The 14,857-nt window shown below is 64.1% G+C and carries 17 protein-coding genes and 1 tRNA gene; 10 read left to right on the top strand and 8 right to left on the bottom strand.

The features are described 5' to 3' along the window. Positions 1-23: 23 nt before the first annotated feature. Complete coding sequence (locus tag IV454_RS21505; RefSeq protein ID WP_206087750.1) at positions 24-656, bottom strand: NAD(P)H-dependent oxidoreductase; 633 nt, start codon at positions 654-656, stop codon at positions 24-26. Between the two features lie 140 nt (positions 657-796). Next, positions 797-1,717 (bottom strand): LysR family transcriptional regulator, encoded by a 921-nt coding sequence (locus IV454_RS21500; protein ID WP_206087749.1) that lies wholly within the window; start codon positions 1,715-1,717, stop codon positions 797-799. Between the two features lie 108 nt (positions 1,718-1,825). On the opposite strand from IV454_RS21500, the gene IV454_RS21495 reads away from it, so the two are divergent. The 5 genes from IV454_RS21495 (at position 1,826) to IV454_RS21475 (ending at position 5,983) form a co-directional block, all read left to right on the top strand. After that, entirely contained in the window at positions 1,826-2,425 is a 600-nt protein-coding gene (locus tag IV454_RS21495; protein ID WP_206087748.1) for an FMN-dependent NADH-azoreductase, read from the top strand. A gap of 102 nt (positions 2,426-2,527) precedes the next feature. After that, a complete protein-coding gene (locus IV454_RS21490) occupies positions 2,528-3,397 on the top strand; it encodes a pirin family protein (protein WP_206092777.1) in 870 nt (289 codons plus the stop codon). Positions 3,398-3,463: 66 nt separating this feature from the next. Then, on the top strand, positions 3,464-3,964 hold the full coding sequence (locus IV454_RS21485) for a hypothetical protein (protein ID WP_229521765.1): 501 nt from the start codon (positions 3,464-3,466) through the stop codon (positions 3,962-3,964). Positions 3,965-4,039: 75 nt separating this feature from the next. After that, positions 4,040-5,020, top strand: coding sequence for a M14 family metallopeptidase (locus IV454_RS21480; protein ID WP_206087747.1), 981 nt, complete (start codon positions 4,040-4,042; stop codon positions 5,018-5,020). A gap of 222 nt (positions 5,021-5,242) precedes the next feature. Further along, positions 5,243-5,983, top strand: a complete 741-nt coding sequence (locus tag IV454_RS21475) for a hypothetical protein (RefSeq protein WP_206087746.1) — start codon at positions 5,243-5,245, stop codon at positions 5,981-5,983. A 19-nt stretch (positions 5,984-6,002) separates the two neighbouring features. On the opposite strand, the gene IV454_RS21470 is transcribed toward IV454_RS21475, so the two are convergent. From IV454_RS21470 to IV454_RS21455, 4 genes are all read right to left on the bottom strand, one after another. After that, positions 6,003-6,935, bottom strand: a complete 933-nt coding sequence (locus IV454_RS21470) for a 4-hydroxyproline epimerase (RefSeq protein ID WP_282961359.1) — start codon at positions 6,933-6,935, stop codon at positions 6,003-6,005. A 123-nt stretch (positions 6,936-7,058) separates the two neighbouring features. Further along, entirely contained in the window at positions 7,059-7,379 is a 321-nt protein-coding gene (sugE, locus tag IV454_RS21465; protein WP_206087745.1) for a quaternary ammonium compound efflux SMR transporter SugE, read from the bottom strand. Between the two features lie 121 nt (positions 7,380-7,500). Next, positions 7,501-8,916 (bottom strand): tetratricopeptide repeat protein, encoded by a 1,416-nt coding sequence (locus tag IV454_RS21460; RefSeq protein ID WP_206087744.1) that lies wholly within the window; start codon positions 8,914-8,916, stop codon positions 7,501-7,503. Between the two features lie 64 nt (positions 8,917-8,980). Continuing rightward, positions 8,981-10,375: a tetratricopeptide repeat protein gene (locus IV454_RS21455; protein WP_206087743.1), complete on the bottom strand. Its 1,395-nt coding sequence runs from the start codon at positions 10,373-10,375 to the stop codon at positions 8,981-8,983. A 161-nt stretch (positions 10,376-10,536) separates the two neighbouring features. On the opposite strand from IV454_RS21455, the gene IV454_RS21450 reads away from it, so the two are divergent. The 3 genes from IV454_RS21450 (at position 10,537) to IV454_RS21440 (ending at position 12,351) form a co-directional block, all read left to right on the top strand. Then, the gene (locus IV454_RS21450; protein ID WP_206087742.1) at positions 10,537-10,899 is read left to right on the top strand and encodes a DUF1304 domain-containing protein; all 363 of its coding nucleotides are present in this window, start codon (positions 10,537-10,539) and stop codon (positions 10,897-10,899) included. Positions 10,900-10,986: 87 nt separating this feature from the next. Further along, positions 10,987-11,283, top strand: a complete 297-nt coding sequence (locus IV454_RS21445) for an ArsR/SmtB family transcription factor (protein ID WP_206087741.1) — start codon at positions 10,987-10,989, stop codon at positions 11,281-11,283. A gap of 9 nt (positions 11,284-11,292) precedes the next feature. Then, positions 11,293-12,351 (top strand): alkene reductase, encoded by a 1,059-nt coding sequence (locus IV454_RS21440; protein WP_206087740.1) that lies wholly within the window; start codon positions 11,293-11,295, stop codon positions 12,349-12,351. A 13-nt stretch (positions 12,352-12,364) separates the two neighbouring features. On the opposite strand, the gene IV454_RS21435 is transcribed toward IV454_RS21440, so the two are convergent. Next, the gene (locus tag IV454_RS21435) at positions 12,365-12,934 is read right to left on the bottom strand and encodes a YceI family protein (protein WP_206087739.1); all 570 of its coding nucleotides are present in this window, start codon (positions 12,932-12,934) and stop codon (positions 12,365-12,367) included. Positions 12,935-13,016: 82 nt separating this feature from the next. Continuing rightward, positions 13,017-13,535, bottom strand: coding sequence for an SRPBCC family protein (locus IV454_RS21430; protein WP_206087738.1), 519 nt, complete (start codon positions 13,533-13,535; stop codon positions 13,017-13,019). A 235-nt stretch (positions 13,536-13,770) separates the two neighbouring features. Between IV454_RS21430 and IV454_RS21425 the strand changes: the two genes are divergently transcribed. Beyond that, a tRNA-Arg gene (locus IV454_RS21425) sits at positions 13,771-13,847 on the top strand. A 422-nt stretch (positions 13,848-14,269) separates the two neighbouring features. After that, positions 14,270-14,818, top strand: coding sequence for an FxDxF family PEP-CTERM protein (locus IV454_RS21420; RefSeq protein ID WP_206087737.1), 549 nt, complete (start codon positions 14,270-14,272; stop codon positions 14,816-14,818). Positions 14,819-14,857: the final 39 nt, after the last annotated feature.

Raw genomic sequence — 14,857 nt, 5'->3', positions numbered from 1 at the left:
GACCGCGGCGCCAATACCCTGATTTACGCCAGTTTCGTGATGAATTGCTCGCTCGGACGGCGCACTTTTTTCAGTTTCACCAGCCAGTCACCCTCGGCTTCACGGTAACCGAGCGCCATGATCGCCACCGAGCGCAAACCGCGCGCGCGCAGGCCGAGCAATTCGTCGAGCTGCTCGGGATTGAAGCCTTCCATCGGAGTCGCATCGACGTGCTCGAAAGCGGCCGCCGTCAAGCCGATGCCCAGGCCGATATACGCCTGGCGCGCGGCGTGTTCGTAGTTGACCTTGGCGTCGCGCTGCGGGTAGGTCGACAGGAGCATCTTGCGGTAGGCTTCCCATCCCTCGTTGACCATGCCGCGCTCTTCGTTGACGAGGTCGAACATCCCGTTGATGCGCTCTTCCGTGTAGTTGTCCCAGGCCGCAAACACGACCATGTGCGAGCCGTCGGCCACCTGGCCCTGGTTGCTGGCGATCGGCCGCATCTTCGCGCGCAGGTCGGCATTGCTGACCACGATCAGCTCGAACGGTTGCAGGCCGCTCGAGGTCGGCGCCAGGCGTATGGCTTCGAGAATGCGGTCGACTTTGTCTTCCGATACAACCTTGGTGGCATCGAATTTCTTGGTGGCGTAACGCCAGTGGAGTTTTTCAAGCAGCATGGTATTCCTTTTATGTTGGATGGATGAAGGTCGCAGCCAGGGCGAACGCAGGATAGGCGCCCCGGCGGGCCCATTATCGACGATTCCGCGATCAGGCGTATCCGACCGGCAAAAACCGCGGCCCGGCATCCCGACTCGTCCTACACCAGCCCCATGCGCTTGCGGGCATCGGCGCAGCACAGCGACTCCATCATGTCGAGGAAAGCGCGGGTCTTGGCCGGCATCAGGCGCCGGCCGGGGAACACGGCCCACCCGGTCACCAGCGGCAGATCCCATTCCGGCAGCACCCGCACCAGGTCTCCCCTGGCCACAAAGGGCGCGGCGAACAGGTCGGAACTGGCGGCGATGCCGGCGCCGGCGCAGGCCACGCGCGTGAGCAGGTCGGGCGAATTGGCCGTCAGCCGGCCCGGCAGCGCGCGCTCCCACACCGTCTTGCCGCGCGTCAGCTTCCACGGCGACGGTCCGCCGCCCTGGCTCAGGAGGCACAGCAGATCGTGTGCCAGCAAGTCGTCCGGATGCTCCGGCAGGCCGCGCAGCGCGATGTATGACGGCGCCGCGTACAGCGCCATTTGTTCGAGCGCCACCCGGCGCGCGTTGAGCGAGGCGTCATCCGGCAGGTCGCCCATGCGGATCGCGATGTCGAAATTCTCGCTCACCAGATCGACCCGGCGCGGCGACAAGTCCAGTTCCAGGGTGATGGCCGGGTACTGCGCCATGAAGTGCGTCATCACCTGCGTCATGCCAAGGCTGGCGAAATCGGCCGGCATCGAAATGCGCAGGCGCCCGCGCGGCGCCTGCTGGCGGTGCTGCACCAGCGCGCCGGCCGCTTCGACTTCCTCGACCACCTTGCGCGCGTGATCGAGCAGGCTGGCGCCGAATTCGGTGAGCATCAGCTTGCGCGTGGTCCGCTGCAGCAGGCGCTCGCCCAATTTCGCTTCCAGCAGCGCGATGCGGCGCGAGACGGTCGACTTGGGCAAACCCACCCGCAGCGCGGCCTGGCTGAAGCTGCCCACCTCCACGATACGCGCGAACAACAGCAGGTCATTCGGTTCCACATCCATTCGATTGTCCCACTGGCTGAATAATGATATCCATTTTAACGCCTTCCGCATTGATTTTGGAACGCGTAAAGTCACACCATCGCAGTTCAACTCATAAAAGGAAATAAAATGAACATCTTGCAAATCAATTCCAGCGCCCGTTCGAGCGGTTCCGAGTCCACCCGCCTGGCCGATGCCATTGTCGCCAAGCTGCAGGCGGCCACCCCCGGCGCCCAACTGACCCGCCGCGACCTGGCCAGCAACCCGCATCCGGCGCTCGACGAGCCGACCCTGGGCGCCCTGTTCACGCCAGCCGACCAGCGCAGCGCCGAACAAGCGGCCCGCGTGGCCCTGGACGACGCCCTGATCGCCCAGGTGCAGGCCGCCGACGTGCTGGTCATCGGCGCCCCGATGTACAACTTCGGCAGCTCGGTGCAGCTCAAGGGCTGGTTCGACGCGATTGCCCGCGCCGGCGTCACCTTCGCCTACACCGCCACCGGCCCGGTCGGCAAGCTGACCGGCAAAAAAGTCTACGTGGCGTTCGCCCGCGGCGGCATGTACCGCGACACCCCGAACGATACCCAGACCCCGCACCTGAAACAGCTGCTCGGCTTCCTGGGCATGACCGACGTGACATTCGTGTACTCCGAAGGCATGAACATGGGTCCGGAAGCCGTCGCCAAGGCGCAGTCCGGGGCCAACGCCGAGATCGAGGCCGTGCTGGCCTGAAGCACCCGGGACGACGCCAAATAGCAGGAAAACGCAGGAACCACGCGGGAGAGAAAAATGACACAAGAGTTGACGACTGAGTTGACGACGTCGGAGGTGACGGTGCGCCAGGCCGTTGAGGAGCGCGTGCAGCAGCCGCGCAGCGTCGAGCGCCTGATCAACGGCCAGTTCGTGATGGACGGCGCCGGTGTCAAGATCAACCGCGTGCTCACGCAAAACCTGCAGCGTCGCCTCGATCCCTTCCTGATGCTCGATGCCTTCGGCAGCGACAAGCCGGGCGACTACATCGCCGGCTTTCCCGAACACCCGCACCGCGGCTTCGAGACAATTTCCTACATGATCACCGGCAGCATGCGCCACCGCGACAGCGCCGGCAACGAAGGCTTGATCACCGACGGCGGCGTGCAGTGGATGACGGCCGGGCGCGGCGTCGCCCATTCCGAAATGCCCGAGCAGACCGACGGCATGATGGAAGGCTTCCAGCTGTGGCTTAACCTGCCGGCCAAGGACAAGATGAGCGCGCCGTGGTACCGCGACATCCCGAACACCGAGATCCCCCGCTTCACCACCGGGGCGGGGGTAACGGTGCAAGTGATCGCCGGCGCCAGCCACGGCGTGCAGGGCGCGGTGCAGCGTGCCGGCACCGAACCGCTGTATCTCGATGTCGCGCTGCCGGCCAACGCCAGCTTCGAACAGCTGCTGCCGCCGGGGCACAACGCCTTCGTGTACGTGTTCCGCGGCCAGGTGCTGATCGACGACAAGCTGGTACCGGTGGGGCGCATGGCGATCCTGGCCAACACGCCGCAGGCTGACGGCGTGCGCATCGTGGCCGCCCAGGACAGCCGCCTGATCATGCTTGCCGGACGCCCGCTGAACGAACCGATCGCCCAATACGGTCCGTTCGTGATGAACACCCAGGCCGAGGTATTCCAGGCCGTCGACGACTTCCGCGCCGGCCGCTTCGCCGCCTGACGCATCCGCCGCTCCGCGCCAGGGCCAGGGCCAGGGCCGGAGTGCCGCAAGCACAAGGAGAACGTCTTGCGCTACACTGGGGGCATGTTCCCAATCCTGACCCAGGCCCTGGCCTACCTGAGCCGCGTATGCGGCTTTGAAACCGTCGATTCCTTCCCTCCCGGGCACGCCCACGCGCGCACCCACTGGAGCGGAGCCCATTTCGACATCGCCTCCGACCTCAAGCCCGACCAGATCGAGCGCGCGCTGTGCGAAAAAATCGCCAACACGCCACTCATTTTCGCCAACATCGCCAACCCCACGCCGGCCATGCAGCGCGTGCTGCTCGACCTGATCGGCACGCGCATGCGCCATTCGGGCGGCCAGCCGGTCGACCTGGTGTCGCTGCTGGTCAATGCCTACCGCAGTCCCTACACCCAGGAAGCGCTGCCCGGCCTGCGCGCGGCCATCGAAGACAGCGGCGGCGACGCCCGAAGCGTGCTGGCCTTCCTCAGCGAGATGCCGGCCGCCTTCGACGTGATCGACGCCAGTGTGCGCCAGCGCGGCTTGAAACTGGTCGGCCGATAGCCCTGGCGCTGCGGCAGGCGCCGGCGATGTCCGATAAAATAGACGGTCCACCAATCGTCCAGGCCATCTCCGACCATGAGCACCGCACCCGAGCTGCAGTTCAAATCGATCAACTACACCGGCCTTGGCGCCGGTCCGCGCCTGATCGTCACCGGCGCCGTGCATGGCAACGAGACCTGCGGCACCAAGGCGATCCTGCGCGTGATGGGCGAGATCGACAGCGGCGCGCTGCACGTGGCGGCCGGCAAGGTGACCTTTGTCCCGGTAAGCAACCCGCTGGCCTACGCGCTCGGACAGCGCTCGGGCGAGCGTAACCTGAACCGCAATCTGTTCCCCAACCCGCAGCCGCGCGACTTCGAGGACCGCATCGCCAACTGGCTGTGCCCCCTGCTGGCGCAGCACGAGGTGCTGCTCGACCTGCACTCCTTCAATGCGCAAAGCCAGCCCTTCGTCATGGTCGGCCCGCGCAACAACGACGGCACCCTGCAGCCCTTCCGTCATGCGGAAAAAGAGCGTGCGCTGGCGCGCCGCCTTGGCGTGCGCCGCTTCGTCGACGGCTGGCTGGCCACCTACGGCCAGGGCGTGCGGCGCCGCATGAAGAGCGGCGACGAATCGAGCCTGGACCTGGTGCTGCGCTACGGCATGGGCACCACCGAATACATGCGCAGCACCGGCGGCTACGCGCTCACGCTCGAATGCGGCCAGCACCTCGATCCGGCCGCGCCCGACGTGGCCTACCGCGCGATCGTCAATACCCTGGCCTTCCTCGGCCTGATCGCGGCGCCGCAGCCCGAACCGATCGCGCTGGACCAGATGGAAGCGCTGTCGATGGTGGTGGTGCACGACAAGCTCGATGCGCAGGACTGCTTCAGCCGCGTATGGGCCAGTTTCGATCCGGTGGCCATGGGCGAGCGGATCGGCACGCGCGCCGACGGCACGCCGGTGCTGGCCGAATTCGACGGCAAGATCCTGTTCCCCGATGTGAACGCGGGACCGAACCAGGAGTGGTACTACCTGACCCGCGCCAATCCCGATTTCGAGCGCTTCGCCGAGTAGGCAGCCGCGCCGGGGCGCACTGACATGAAAGCCACAAACGGGTGTGCTTCCACCTAAAAAGGCGCGCCATGCGCCCATTTATGCGGCCTGCATGCGGGGGTGACAATGTGTGAACTTGCGCTCTTTTCAGAGGGATAAGGTGGAATGGTCGCCGGGCGCAACGCCGGGCGGCCATCCCGCCCGGATGTTCCTGGGCGATCAGTCTACCCAATGGAGATCATCATGCCAGTGCAGGAAGCGTTGTCCTTCAACGATCTGACTTACCTCAATTCCAGCCCGTCGGCCGTCAGGGCCTACTTCGAGAGCGCCTACAGCAAGAACCCGGACGGCATCAGCGTCAACAGCGAGACCTATTACAACGCGGTGACCCCGGCCATCACGGCGCAGTACGGGCACCCGTGCTACAAGACGCTCGGGCCATTCAACTACGTCACCAATCCGAGTGCGCCGCCGACATCGGCCATCGTCGGCAGCAATTACGCCATCAACAACGGCGACGATCCGGCGCAAGTGAGCCTGACGGTCGAAGGCGCGTGGTCGGATGCGACCAGCTGGTCGTCCGAAACGACCACCGGGCTGACCTTGTCGTCGGAGTTCACGATCGAAGGCGTGTTCAAGACCGGCGCCTCGTTTTCGGTGTCGACCACGGTCGGCCAGTCGTCCTCGCAAAGCACCTCGCGCTCGTCGTCATCCACGGTGACGGTCACGGTCCCGGGGCGCAGCAAGCGCAAGGTGAGCATGGTCGGCACCATGTCGGATGAATCGATGTCGTTCACGGCGCCGATTGCCGTGCAGGGCTACTTCGGCGCCAACTTCCCCGACCGCGTGAATGGCCACTACTTCTGGTTTGCCGACGCCTCGTCGGCGCTGCCCAAAACCAGCGGCACCATCCAGGGCACGATCCGGCGTACCTCGGTGTTCAACGTGCAGACCGAAATCGGGCCGGTCGAGTCCCTGTCGTAACGCGCGCGCCAGGCGCGGCTCAGGGAATGCCCCACACAAAAGGGTCGCTCTGGTCGACAATGAGCTGCGCCTGCGCGTTGACCCAGGCCTTGCCGCGGATGCTGGGCATGATGCGCTCGCCGGCGCGCCGGTACGAGGCGTCGAACACGCTGCCGATGATGCTCTCCTGGCGCCATTTGGCATGTTCGGCCAGTTTGCCGTCGGCCGCCAGGCATGCCAGCTTGGCGCTGGTGCCGGTGCCGCAGGGCGAGCGGTCGTAGGCCTTGCCGGGACAGAGGACGAAACTCTGGCTGTCGGCCCCCGTGGTCGACGGCGCGAACAGCTCGATATGGTCGATCACCGCGCCGTCGTCGCCGCTGATGCCGTTCGCTTCGAGCGCATCGCGCAGCGCCACCGCGTAGGCGGTCAGCGCGTCGACGTTGGCGCGCCGCAGCGCCAGGCCATGGCCGGAGACCAGGAAAAACCAGTTGCCGCCCCACGCCACGTCGCCCGTCACCGCGCCCACGCCGTCCACCTGCACGGTGACCGCATGCCGCGTGCGGTAGGACGCCACGTTATCGATGGTGACCGCGCCGTCGTCGTGCAGTTCGGCTTCGACCACGCCGACCGGCGTATCGATGCGGTGCCGCCCCGGCTTGATCCGCCCCATGAACGCGAGCGAGACCACCACCCCGATCATGCCGTGGCCGCACATGCCGAGGTAGGACACATTGTTAAAGAAAATGACGCCGGCGGCGCAGTCGGGCGCGAACGGTTCGCACAGGAGCGCGCCGACCAGGACATCGGAGCCGCGCGGTTCGCACACGACGGCCGAACGCACGTGGTCGAACTCGCGCCGGAAGCGCTCGCGCCGTTCGGCCAGCGGCCCGTCCCCCAGATCGGGGCCGCCGTCGATGATCAGGCGGGTCGGTTCGCCGCCGGTGTGGGAGTCGATGATGGATATGGTCTTCATGCTTCCAGCATACCCCCGGACGGCGCGCTTGTCTTGGCGCTGGGTGATGGCGGCGCGACGAATTTGGCACAAGTGCGCCCTCAGGCCGGCTTGGCGCGCCGCGGAAACCGGCACAAGCCCGGCCTAACCGGGCGAGAGCAGCTTCAGTCCCAGGATGCCCCCGACGATCAGCGCGATGCAGCCCAGGCGCATGGCGCCGGCCGGTTCGCCCAGCACCAGCATGCCGAAGATCGCCGTGCCCACCGTGCCGATGCCGGTCCAGATGGCGTATGCGGTCCCCAGCGGCAGGTGGCGCAAGGCCAGTCCGAGCAAACCCACGCTGCCGGCCATCGCGGCCAAGGTCAATACGGAAGGACCGAGACGCGAAAAACCCTGGGTGTATTTCAGGCCGACGGCCCACGCGACTTCAAGCAAACCGGCGACGAACAGATAGATCCATGCCATGATAAGCTCCTGGAATGGCAAGGTCGTCCATGCCTGGCTCCGTGTGCGGCGGGGTCGTCCCCGCCGGAGAAAAAGGTAACTGAAGTATACCATCGGCCGCGCCGACGCGTGCCGTCGGGCGCTAGCAGCCCTCGTCCCCGGCCGGCAAGCGCACCGTATCGAGGGACACCGCGTCCCAGTCCACCTCGGTCGGCGCATCGTACAAAAAAGCCGTACCCGTTTCGACATCATAAAAGGCTGAAAAACAGGTCTGGTAGCGCGATGCCTTCGCATGGAACAAGCGGGCCTGCTCGCCGTCGCCGCGCTGGTGGTACACAAGACCCATCAGCCACTGCGTCGCCGAATCGTGGGGGTCGAGCCGTAACGCTTCTTCCAGATCGGCGAACGCCTGTTCAACCCTGCCCGCCAGCAGATACGCCTCGGCGCGACAGCGGTACGCGTAGCCGAAAGTGTCGTTCTCGTATTCGGCGTCGCGGTTGTGGGCGACCGACATGTTTGCCATTGCAATGGCTTCGTCAAACTGATCCAGGTACAGCGCGCACAAGGAAGCGTAGTTGAAGGCCAGGTTGACCAATCCTGTCTGATCGGCCGGGAACAGGGTTGCCGCTGTCCGGTAAGCGGCCCGCGCCTGGCGGTAGGCGCCCACCTGGAACAGCGCGTCGCCCATGCCAAGCCAGGCTTCGTAAAAGCCGGGCGCGATGGCGGCCGTTTTTTTATGCAGCAGATAGGCGGCGCGCTGGTCGTCGGCATCGGCCTGCGCCTGCGCGGCGCGGTGATACGGGTAGCACGCGATATCGAATCCGTCCCTGAAAATCGACTCGCCCCGGGCCAGGGCCGCTTCAATCGCGCCGGCGACCCAGCCAGGGGCGTCCGAGCCCTCGCGCTGGACGATGTACACGAACGGTTCGTCCAACACGTGGATATCCTCGTGCCACTGAAACGATGGATTGGGCAAGCGCAGGTCGGCGCAGTACTTGCCGTTACCGAGAATGAAGATGACGGCGTCCGGGCAGATCGTCAGATCGTCGATGCTGTAAAACCAGGCGAACAGGAAGCGCGCGTGCACGCGCAGTTCGGGAGCGGTGCGCATGGCGCAGTCGTCGTCCGCCGACAGCCAGGCGCAGTGCGCGACGATGTGTCCCGCTACCGTGTTACTCGGCATGTTGGTCAGATTGACCGACCCGACATACAGGTCGCCGCTGACAAAATAGACCCGGTTCATGCCGCTGTCGTAGTCCTCGCAGCTGGTGCGGCCTGCGATGTGCAAGTCGCCATCGACCGCGATATGGCTCCAGCCGTCACGCGGGGCGCCGAGCAGGAAGGCTTCGTCGATGCTGACATTGCCGGTAATGAGCAGCAGCCGGACATCGTCGCCATCGATCAGGCGCTCATCGCCGGATGTGCTGTCGATGCAGCGCTCCGGCTGCGGATTGCGACGCTGGCCGACACTGGCATCGGGGAACTGTTCGTGAAACCCGGCGAGCGACAGGCGTGGAAAGCCGTCAAGGCTGGTGATCGGGGTAATCGTCTGATTCATGCACGCTTTCAGGTGAATGGCGCGGGGCGGCCGGATTGTCAAGACCGGGTTATCTCTGTGCGGCTTACCCGGGTACGGCGGCGCCATCGTGGTCCCAGTCGACCCGCGTGCCGGCGCGCGACAGGAAGCCGGTGTCGCCGTGGGTATCGTAGGACGCAGCATAGCGTTCGTCGTGCTCGCAGGCTTGGGCGTGCGCCGCGCGCGCCTGTTCGGATTCGTTGCGCTGGTAGTGCGCCAGTCCCTTGAGCCAGTATGCGGCGCTCAGGTGCCGGTCGCGCCCCAGCGCCTGCCGCAGGTCGTCGAGGGCGGCGCCAGGCTCGCCCGACATCAGATACGCTTCGGCGCGGTAGCGAAAAGCCGCCCCAGTCGCCCTTTCCTTGTCGGCGCGGCCCAGATTGTGCTTGATCGACATGCTGGCCAGTTCAATTGCCACGCCAGGCCGGCCCGTGCGAAGGGCGCATAACGCCGCGTGGTTGAGGGCCGTATTGATCATGCCGGTTTGCTCCGGCGGGAACAGCGTTGCAGCCTTGCGGTACACGCCCAGCGCCTGGCCCCAGGCGCCCTCGCGCACCAGCGCTTGGGCCATGCCGCACCAGGCATGGTAATAGGCTGGGGCAATGACGGCCGATTTTTTATACAGCAGATAGGCGCTGCGATGGTCGCCAGCCGCCATTGCCGCCCGCGCGGCCCGATGGAACGGATGGCAGGCGATGTCGATACCATCCTTGAAAATGCTGCGCCCCCGGCGCAATGCCGGGATAATGGTGTCGTGGCGCCATGCATGGCCATCGTAGCCGTCGCAGATGACGCGGTCGACGAAACGCTTCTCAAGTACGTGCACCGCGTCGTGCCACGCGAAAACCGGGTTGGGCAGGCCGAGTCCAGCGCAGTAGTCACCGTCGCCCAGAATGAAAATGACCGCCCCGGGGTTGAGCGCCAGCTGGTCGACCCGGTAAAACCAGGCGAACAGGAACGGCGTGTCGAGGCGCAGTTCGGGTGCGCGCCGCATGCAGCAATCATCTTCCGCAAACAGCCACGCCGACTTGGCCACCACCAGCCCGGCGACCGCGTTGCTCGGCATGTCATCGAGGCGGATCATGTCCACATGCAGGTCGCCGCTGACGAAGCCGACCTGGCCGAGCGGGTCGCCCCACCTCAGCGCGGCGCCGCTTTCGTCGATATGCAGGTCGCCGTCGACGACGATGCGGCTCCACGCCTGGCCTTCGACCGCTTTCAGCATCCCCGTGCCGATGCTGACACTGCCGCTAACCAGCAACCATGGTAAGCCATCGTCGTTCTCACGCTCGCCGTACTCGTCATCCTCTTCGTCATCGTCGTCATCGGGATCGGAAAGCCGCCGCCGGCCGATGCTCGCGTCGGGAAAGCGTTCGTGGAATGCGGCGTGCGACAGGAGCGCGAAGCCTTCCCATGTCGTCAGGGGAGTAATGTTCTTTGTCATGGAAGCCTGATAGGTGGACAGCGCAGCAGCAAGCGATGCCAGGAAGATTATTATAACGCCAACTACCTTGCCCTCTTGCGGGCCGTCCTGCCCCGCCATTGGCCACGCGGCTTGCACGCGGTTACACTATCCATCCCCCAATCCATAACGAGGAGCCATCAATGGCCACCGCCGCAAAAGTACTGATCGGTTTGATTTTGCTGCTGCACGTGTACTTCGTCCTGCTCGAAACGGTCCTCTTCAAGACGCGCGGGCGGCGCGTGTTCGGCCTGAGCGCCGAAAAAGCCGAGATCATGGCGCCCGCCATGTCCAACCAGGGCTGCTACAACGGCTTTCTGGTGGCGGCGCTGGCGGTCGGCCTGCTCCACCCCAATCCCGAGATCGCCCACGCCTTCGTCGTGTACGGCCTGGCCTGCATCATGGTGGCCGGGATCTGGGGCGCGCTGACGGTCAAGAAAATCATCCTGTTGTTCCAGACCGTGCCCGCCGCGCTCGCGCTGGCCCTGGTGTACCTGTTGCCCTGAGCCCCGCAGTCCCTCGTTTTGGTCCCTGCCAGGCAGGAATTTTTAATATATCGTAATATGACGATATTAGATTCGGAAAACCCCGATATGCAAATCGACGCCATTCACAAGGCATTGGCCAACCCCATGCGCCGCCAGATTCTTGGCTGGCTCAAGGACCCGCATGTGCACTTCGCACATCAGGAACACAACCTCGACATCGGGGTGTGCGCCGGCCTGATCGATTCGCGTACGGGACTGGCGCAATCGACCGTATCGGCCCATCTGGCAGCGCTGCAGCGCGCCGGGCTGATTACGTCGCGCAAGGTGGGCCAGTGGATCTATTACAAGCGTAACGAGGAAGCCATCAAGGCTTTCCTCGACCAGATGAACGAGGGACTCTAGGAGTTAAGCATGACCACATTATTCGACCCGATCACCATTGGCGATCTCACCTTGCAAAACCGCATCATCATGGCGCCGCTGACGCGCGCCCGCGCCATTGGCGGCGGCCGCGTGCCGAACGCGCTCATGGCCGAGTACTATGTGCAGCGCGCCTCCGCCGGCCTGATCCTGACCGAAGCGACCTCGGTCAGCGCCCAGGGCGTGGGCTATGCCGACACGCCTGGCATCTGGTCCGACGCCCAGGTCGAAGGCTGGAAACTGGTGACCGACGCCGTGCACAAGGCGGGCGGCAAGATCATGCTGCAACTATGGCACGTGGGCCGCATTTCGGACCCTGAACTGCTGGGCGGCGATGCGCCGGTGGCGCCGAGCGCCATCGCGGCCAGGGGCCACGTCAGCCTGCTGCGCCCCCTGCGCGACTATCCGGTGCCGCGCGCGCTCGGCCTGGAAGAAATCCCGGGCATCGTGGCCGCTTACCGCAAGGGCGCCGAGAACGCCAAGCTGGCCGGTTTCGACGGCGTGGAAATACACGGCGCCAACGGCTACCTGATCGACCAGTTCCTGCAAGACAGCAGCAACCAGCGCACCGACCAATACGGCGGCCCGATTGAAAACCGCGCCCGCCTGATGCTGGAAGTGACCGACGCCTGCATCGACGTCTGGGGCGCCGGAAAAGTGGGCATGCACCTGGCGCCGCGGTGCGACGTGCACGACATGGGCGACTCCGATCCGAAGGCGAGCTTCGGCTACGTCGCGCGCGAGCTGGGCAAACGCGGCATCGCTTTCATCTGCGCCCGCGAAGGCCTGGGCGAGGACCGCCTCGGCCCTTACCTGAAGCAGGAATTCGGCGGCGCCTACATCGCCAACGAAAAGCTGACCAAGGAAAGCGCCGGGCAGCTGGTGACCGCCGGTGAAGCCGACGCCGTCGCCTTCGGCCAGTGGTTCATCGCCAACCCCGACCTGCCGCGCCGCCTGCGGCTCGATGCGCCGCTCAACCCGGTGCGCGCCGACAAGTTCTATGCCTCGAACGAAGAAGGCTACACCGACTACCCTGCCCTGGAGGCTTAACTTGCAGGCATAACTACTCGGCCACGGCTTCGACCTGGATGCGCAGGTCGACATCCATCTTGAAGCCGTAATCCTTGCCGGCGGTCAGGCCGAATTCATCGCGCTTGAAACTGCCGTAGGCGTCCGCACCGCACATCTCGCGTTTGAGCATGGGGTGCTGGATGCATTTGAAGCTCTTGATCTGCAGATTGACCGGGCGGGTCACGCCGTGCAGGGTCAGTTCGCCCTGCAGCTGGGTCGGCGCGCCATCCTTGAAGCCGGTCAGCTTGCCCTTGTAGCGCGCCGCGCCGAACTTGGGCACGTCGAACAGGTCCGGGCCGGCCGCCCACTTGTTCAGCGCATCCTGGCCGAAGTCCGCGCTGGCCGGATCGATGCTGATATCGACCAGGCCGTAGCCGGCGGTCTTGTCCAGGGTGACCTTGCCCGAATTGCTGTTGAATTTGCCGCGCCAGACGGATACGCCCATGTGGTCGGCCTCGAAGCTGGGAAAGGTGTGATCCGGATCGATCTTGTAAGTGACAGGCGCTGCCAGCGCGGCGCCGGCGGCGCCGGCCAGCAGGAAAAGGAACAAGTGTTTTCTCATGGTTGCTAACGGTTGATCGAGGTTGCGGGAATGTCCCGGGAAATTTCCTGACCGAGGTCTGAGCCCGGTTGGGAAAGTGTAGCTAAGCCTGGGCGTTCTTCACGGTCGCCAGGTATTTTTCGTATTCGTCGTACATGCCGCCGAAGCCTTGCTGCATGGAGCCGTGGCCGGCCTTGAAGGTCTCGATTTCGACCGCGCTGGCGTCGAGCGGCGTCGAGTGCAGATGCAAGCTGGTCTTGCCGCCAGCCTCGCTCAGGACGACCGTGTTGAGCACTTCCAGCGGCCAGGTCGGGCTCAGCTCGTAATGGATGCGCTTGCCCTCGGCATCGGCGAAGCCGTTGATGAACACCAGGCGCCCGGGCGGCGCAATCTCGCGGTACTCGAATTTGCCGTACATTTCCACACCAGGGCCGAAGCGCATGCAGTAGTGGAACACGCCGCCCGCAAGCGGCTCGTGCCGGATCACCTCGATGGTGCAGCCTTGCGGCCCCCACCACTTTTGCAGGTGGGCGGTCTCGATCATGGTCTTGAACACGAGGTCGCGCGGCGCGTCGAATACCCGCGTCAGGACGAAATCGATGCTGGGGTCAGGGCTGGTCATTGTCGTGCTCCTTGGTTTGCAGGGGGTGAGGTCATTGTCTAGCCGGCCGGGGCCGCCTTCCCGGAACTGGCGATACGGCACCATTAACTTGACGGTAAATTAACAAGCTGCGATCGGGACGTCAAGCGCGCGCCGCGCCAGCCCCCTCCCCTGCCCGCGGCCGGACTACGCCGCCGCGATTTTTTATTCCGCTCCCTTGGACATTCCGGAAAACGTTGCTATAATCTTGTCTTTCGCGGCTGTAGCTCAGCTGGATAGAGTACTTGGCTACGAACCAAGGGGTCGTGGGTTCAATTCCTGCCAGCCGCACCATTATTCGTAAGATTGAAGGCCTGAAGAAACATCTTCAGGCCTTTTTTCTTTTTAACAACAGTTTTGTTGTAGTGTCACATTCTCTTACACTTTAAGCTTCAGGCCATATCTTGCGATTTACGCGAAGAAGCGCGCTCTTCCAAGGAAATTAACGCGTGTTGATGTAGGTATTAACCTACGGCCAATAAAGCGACGTCGTAATCTTTGTAAATATGCATTAGAATCGGACGCGCTCCCCTATGAAAATGTAAAAGTGGACTTATAGGGGAGTAATTAATTTGCCGGCGCAAGAACGCAGCGGCGTTGCGCGCACATCGCGTCGTGGTGCCGATTTTGAACGCGCCTTTGCTAGCATTAAGCTCCCCGATTCTTGATAACCTGGCCGTCTTGCACGGCTGATTTTTTCTTACGAGGTAATATTTATGAAACATATGAAATCCCTGATCGCCGCGGCTGTCCTGGCAACCGCATCGCTTGGTTCGACGGCGGCCTTCGCTGCTGACATTTCGCACGGCACGCAAGCCTTGTCGGTGATCGACAACAGCGCAAACTTCGGCAGCTCGTTCGTCCAGAACAACCTGAACAATACGTTCATGGACAAGTTCAGCTTTTCGATCACCCGCGTCCCGCATGACTTCGATGCGATCGTCACGTCGTTCACCCGCAACGCGACCACCGGCATGGACATCACCAACATGAGCCTGTTTAGCGGCTCCGGTACCCTGATTACCACTGGCTTGCAGGAAAGCACGGGCGCTACCGACGTATGGAGCCTGCGTGCGGACAGCCTGGGCCTGGGTAACTACTACCTGCAGGTCAGCGGCAAAATGGTCTCGGGCACGGCCGGCAGCTTCGGCGGCACCGTGATGCTGGCACCAGTACCAGAACCAGAAACCTACGGCATGATGCTGGCAGGCCTGGGCGTGGTCGGTTTCCTGGCACGTCGCCGCAAGGCAGCCAAGCAAGCGTAAGTTGTTGCTTGTTGCATAAAAAAACGGAAGCTTCGGCTT

The sequence above is a fragment of the Massilia antarctica genome (assembly GCF_015689335.1).
Lineage (GTDB): Bacteria > Pseudomonadota > Gammaproteobacteria > Burkholderiales > Burkholderiaceae_D > Telluria_A > Telluria_A antarctica.
Note: the sequence above shows the minus strand (reverse complement) of the source record. Positions and strands in the feature narration are given on the sequence as shown.

Coding starts and splice junctions, on each gene's coding strand:
- IV454_RS21505 (WP_206087750.1), bottom strand. CDS start 656: ATGCTGCTTGAAAAACTCCACTGGCGTTACGCCACCAAGAAATTCGAT.
- IV454_RS21500 (WP_206087749.1), bottom strand. CDS start 1,717: ATGGATGTGGAACCGAATGACCTGCTGTTGTTCGCGCGTATCGTGGAG.
- IV454_RS21495 (WP_206087748.1), top strand. CDS start 1,826: ATGAACATCTTGCAAATCAATTCCAGCGCCCGTTCGAGCGGTTCCGAG.
- IV454_RS21480 (WP_206087747.1), top strand. CDS start 4,040: ATGAGCACCGCACCCGAGCTGCAGTTCAAATCGATCAACTACACCGGC.
- IV454_RS21475 (WP_206087746.1), top strand. CDS start 5,243: ATGCCAGTGCAGGAAGCGTTGTCCTTCAACGATCTGACTTACCTCAAT.
- IV454_RS21470 (WP_282961359.1), bottom strand. CDS start 6,935: ATGAAGACCATATCCATCATCGACTCCCACACCGGCGGCGAACCGACC.
- sugE (WP_206087745.1), bottom strand. CDS start 7,379: ATGGCATGGATCTATCTGTTCGTCGCCGGTTTGCTTGAAGTCGCGTGG.
- IV454_RS21460 (WP_206087744.1), bottom strand. CDS start 8,916: ATGAATCAGACGATTACCCCGATCACCAGCCTTGACGGCTTTCCACGC.
- IV454_RS21455 (WP_206087743.1), bottom strand. CDS start 10,375: ATGACAAAGAACATTACTCCCCTGACGACATGGGAAGGCTTCGCGCTC.
- IV454_RS21450 (WP_206087742.1), top strand. CDS start 10,537: ATGGCCACCGCCGCAAAAGTACTGATCGGTTTGATTTTGCTGCTGCAC.
- IV454_RS21445 (WP_206087741.1), top strand. CDS start 10,987: ATGCAAATCGACGCCATTCACAAGGCATTGGCCAACCCCATGCGCCGC.
- IV454_RS21440 (WP_206087740.1), top strand. CDS start 11,293: ATGACCACATTATTCGACCCGATCACCATTGGCGATCTCACCTTGCAA.
- IV454_RS21435 (WP_206087739.1), bottom strand. CDS start 12,934: ATGAGAAAACACTTGTTCCTTTTCCTGCTGGCCGGCGCCGCCGGCGCC.
- IV454_RS21430 (WP_206087738.1), bottom strand. CDS start 13,535: ATGACCAGCCCTGACCCCAGCATCGATTTCGTCCTGACGCGGGTATTC.
- IV454_RS21420 (WP_206087737.1), top strand. CDS start 14,270: ATGAAACATATGAAATCCCTGATCGCCGCGGCTGTCCTGGCAACCGCA.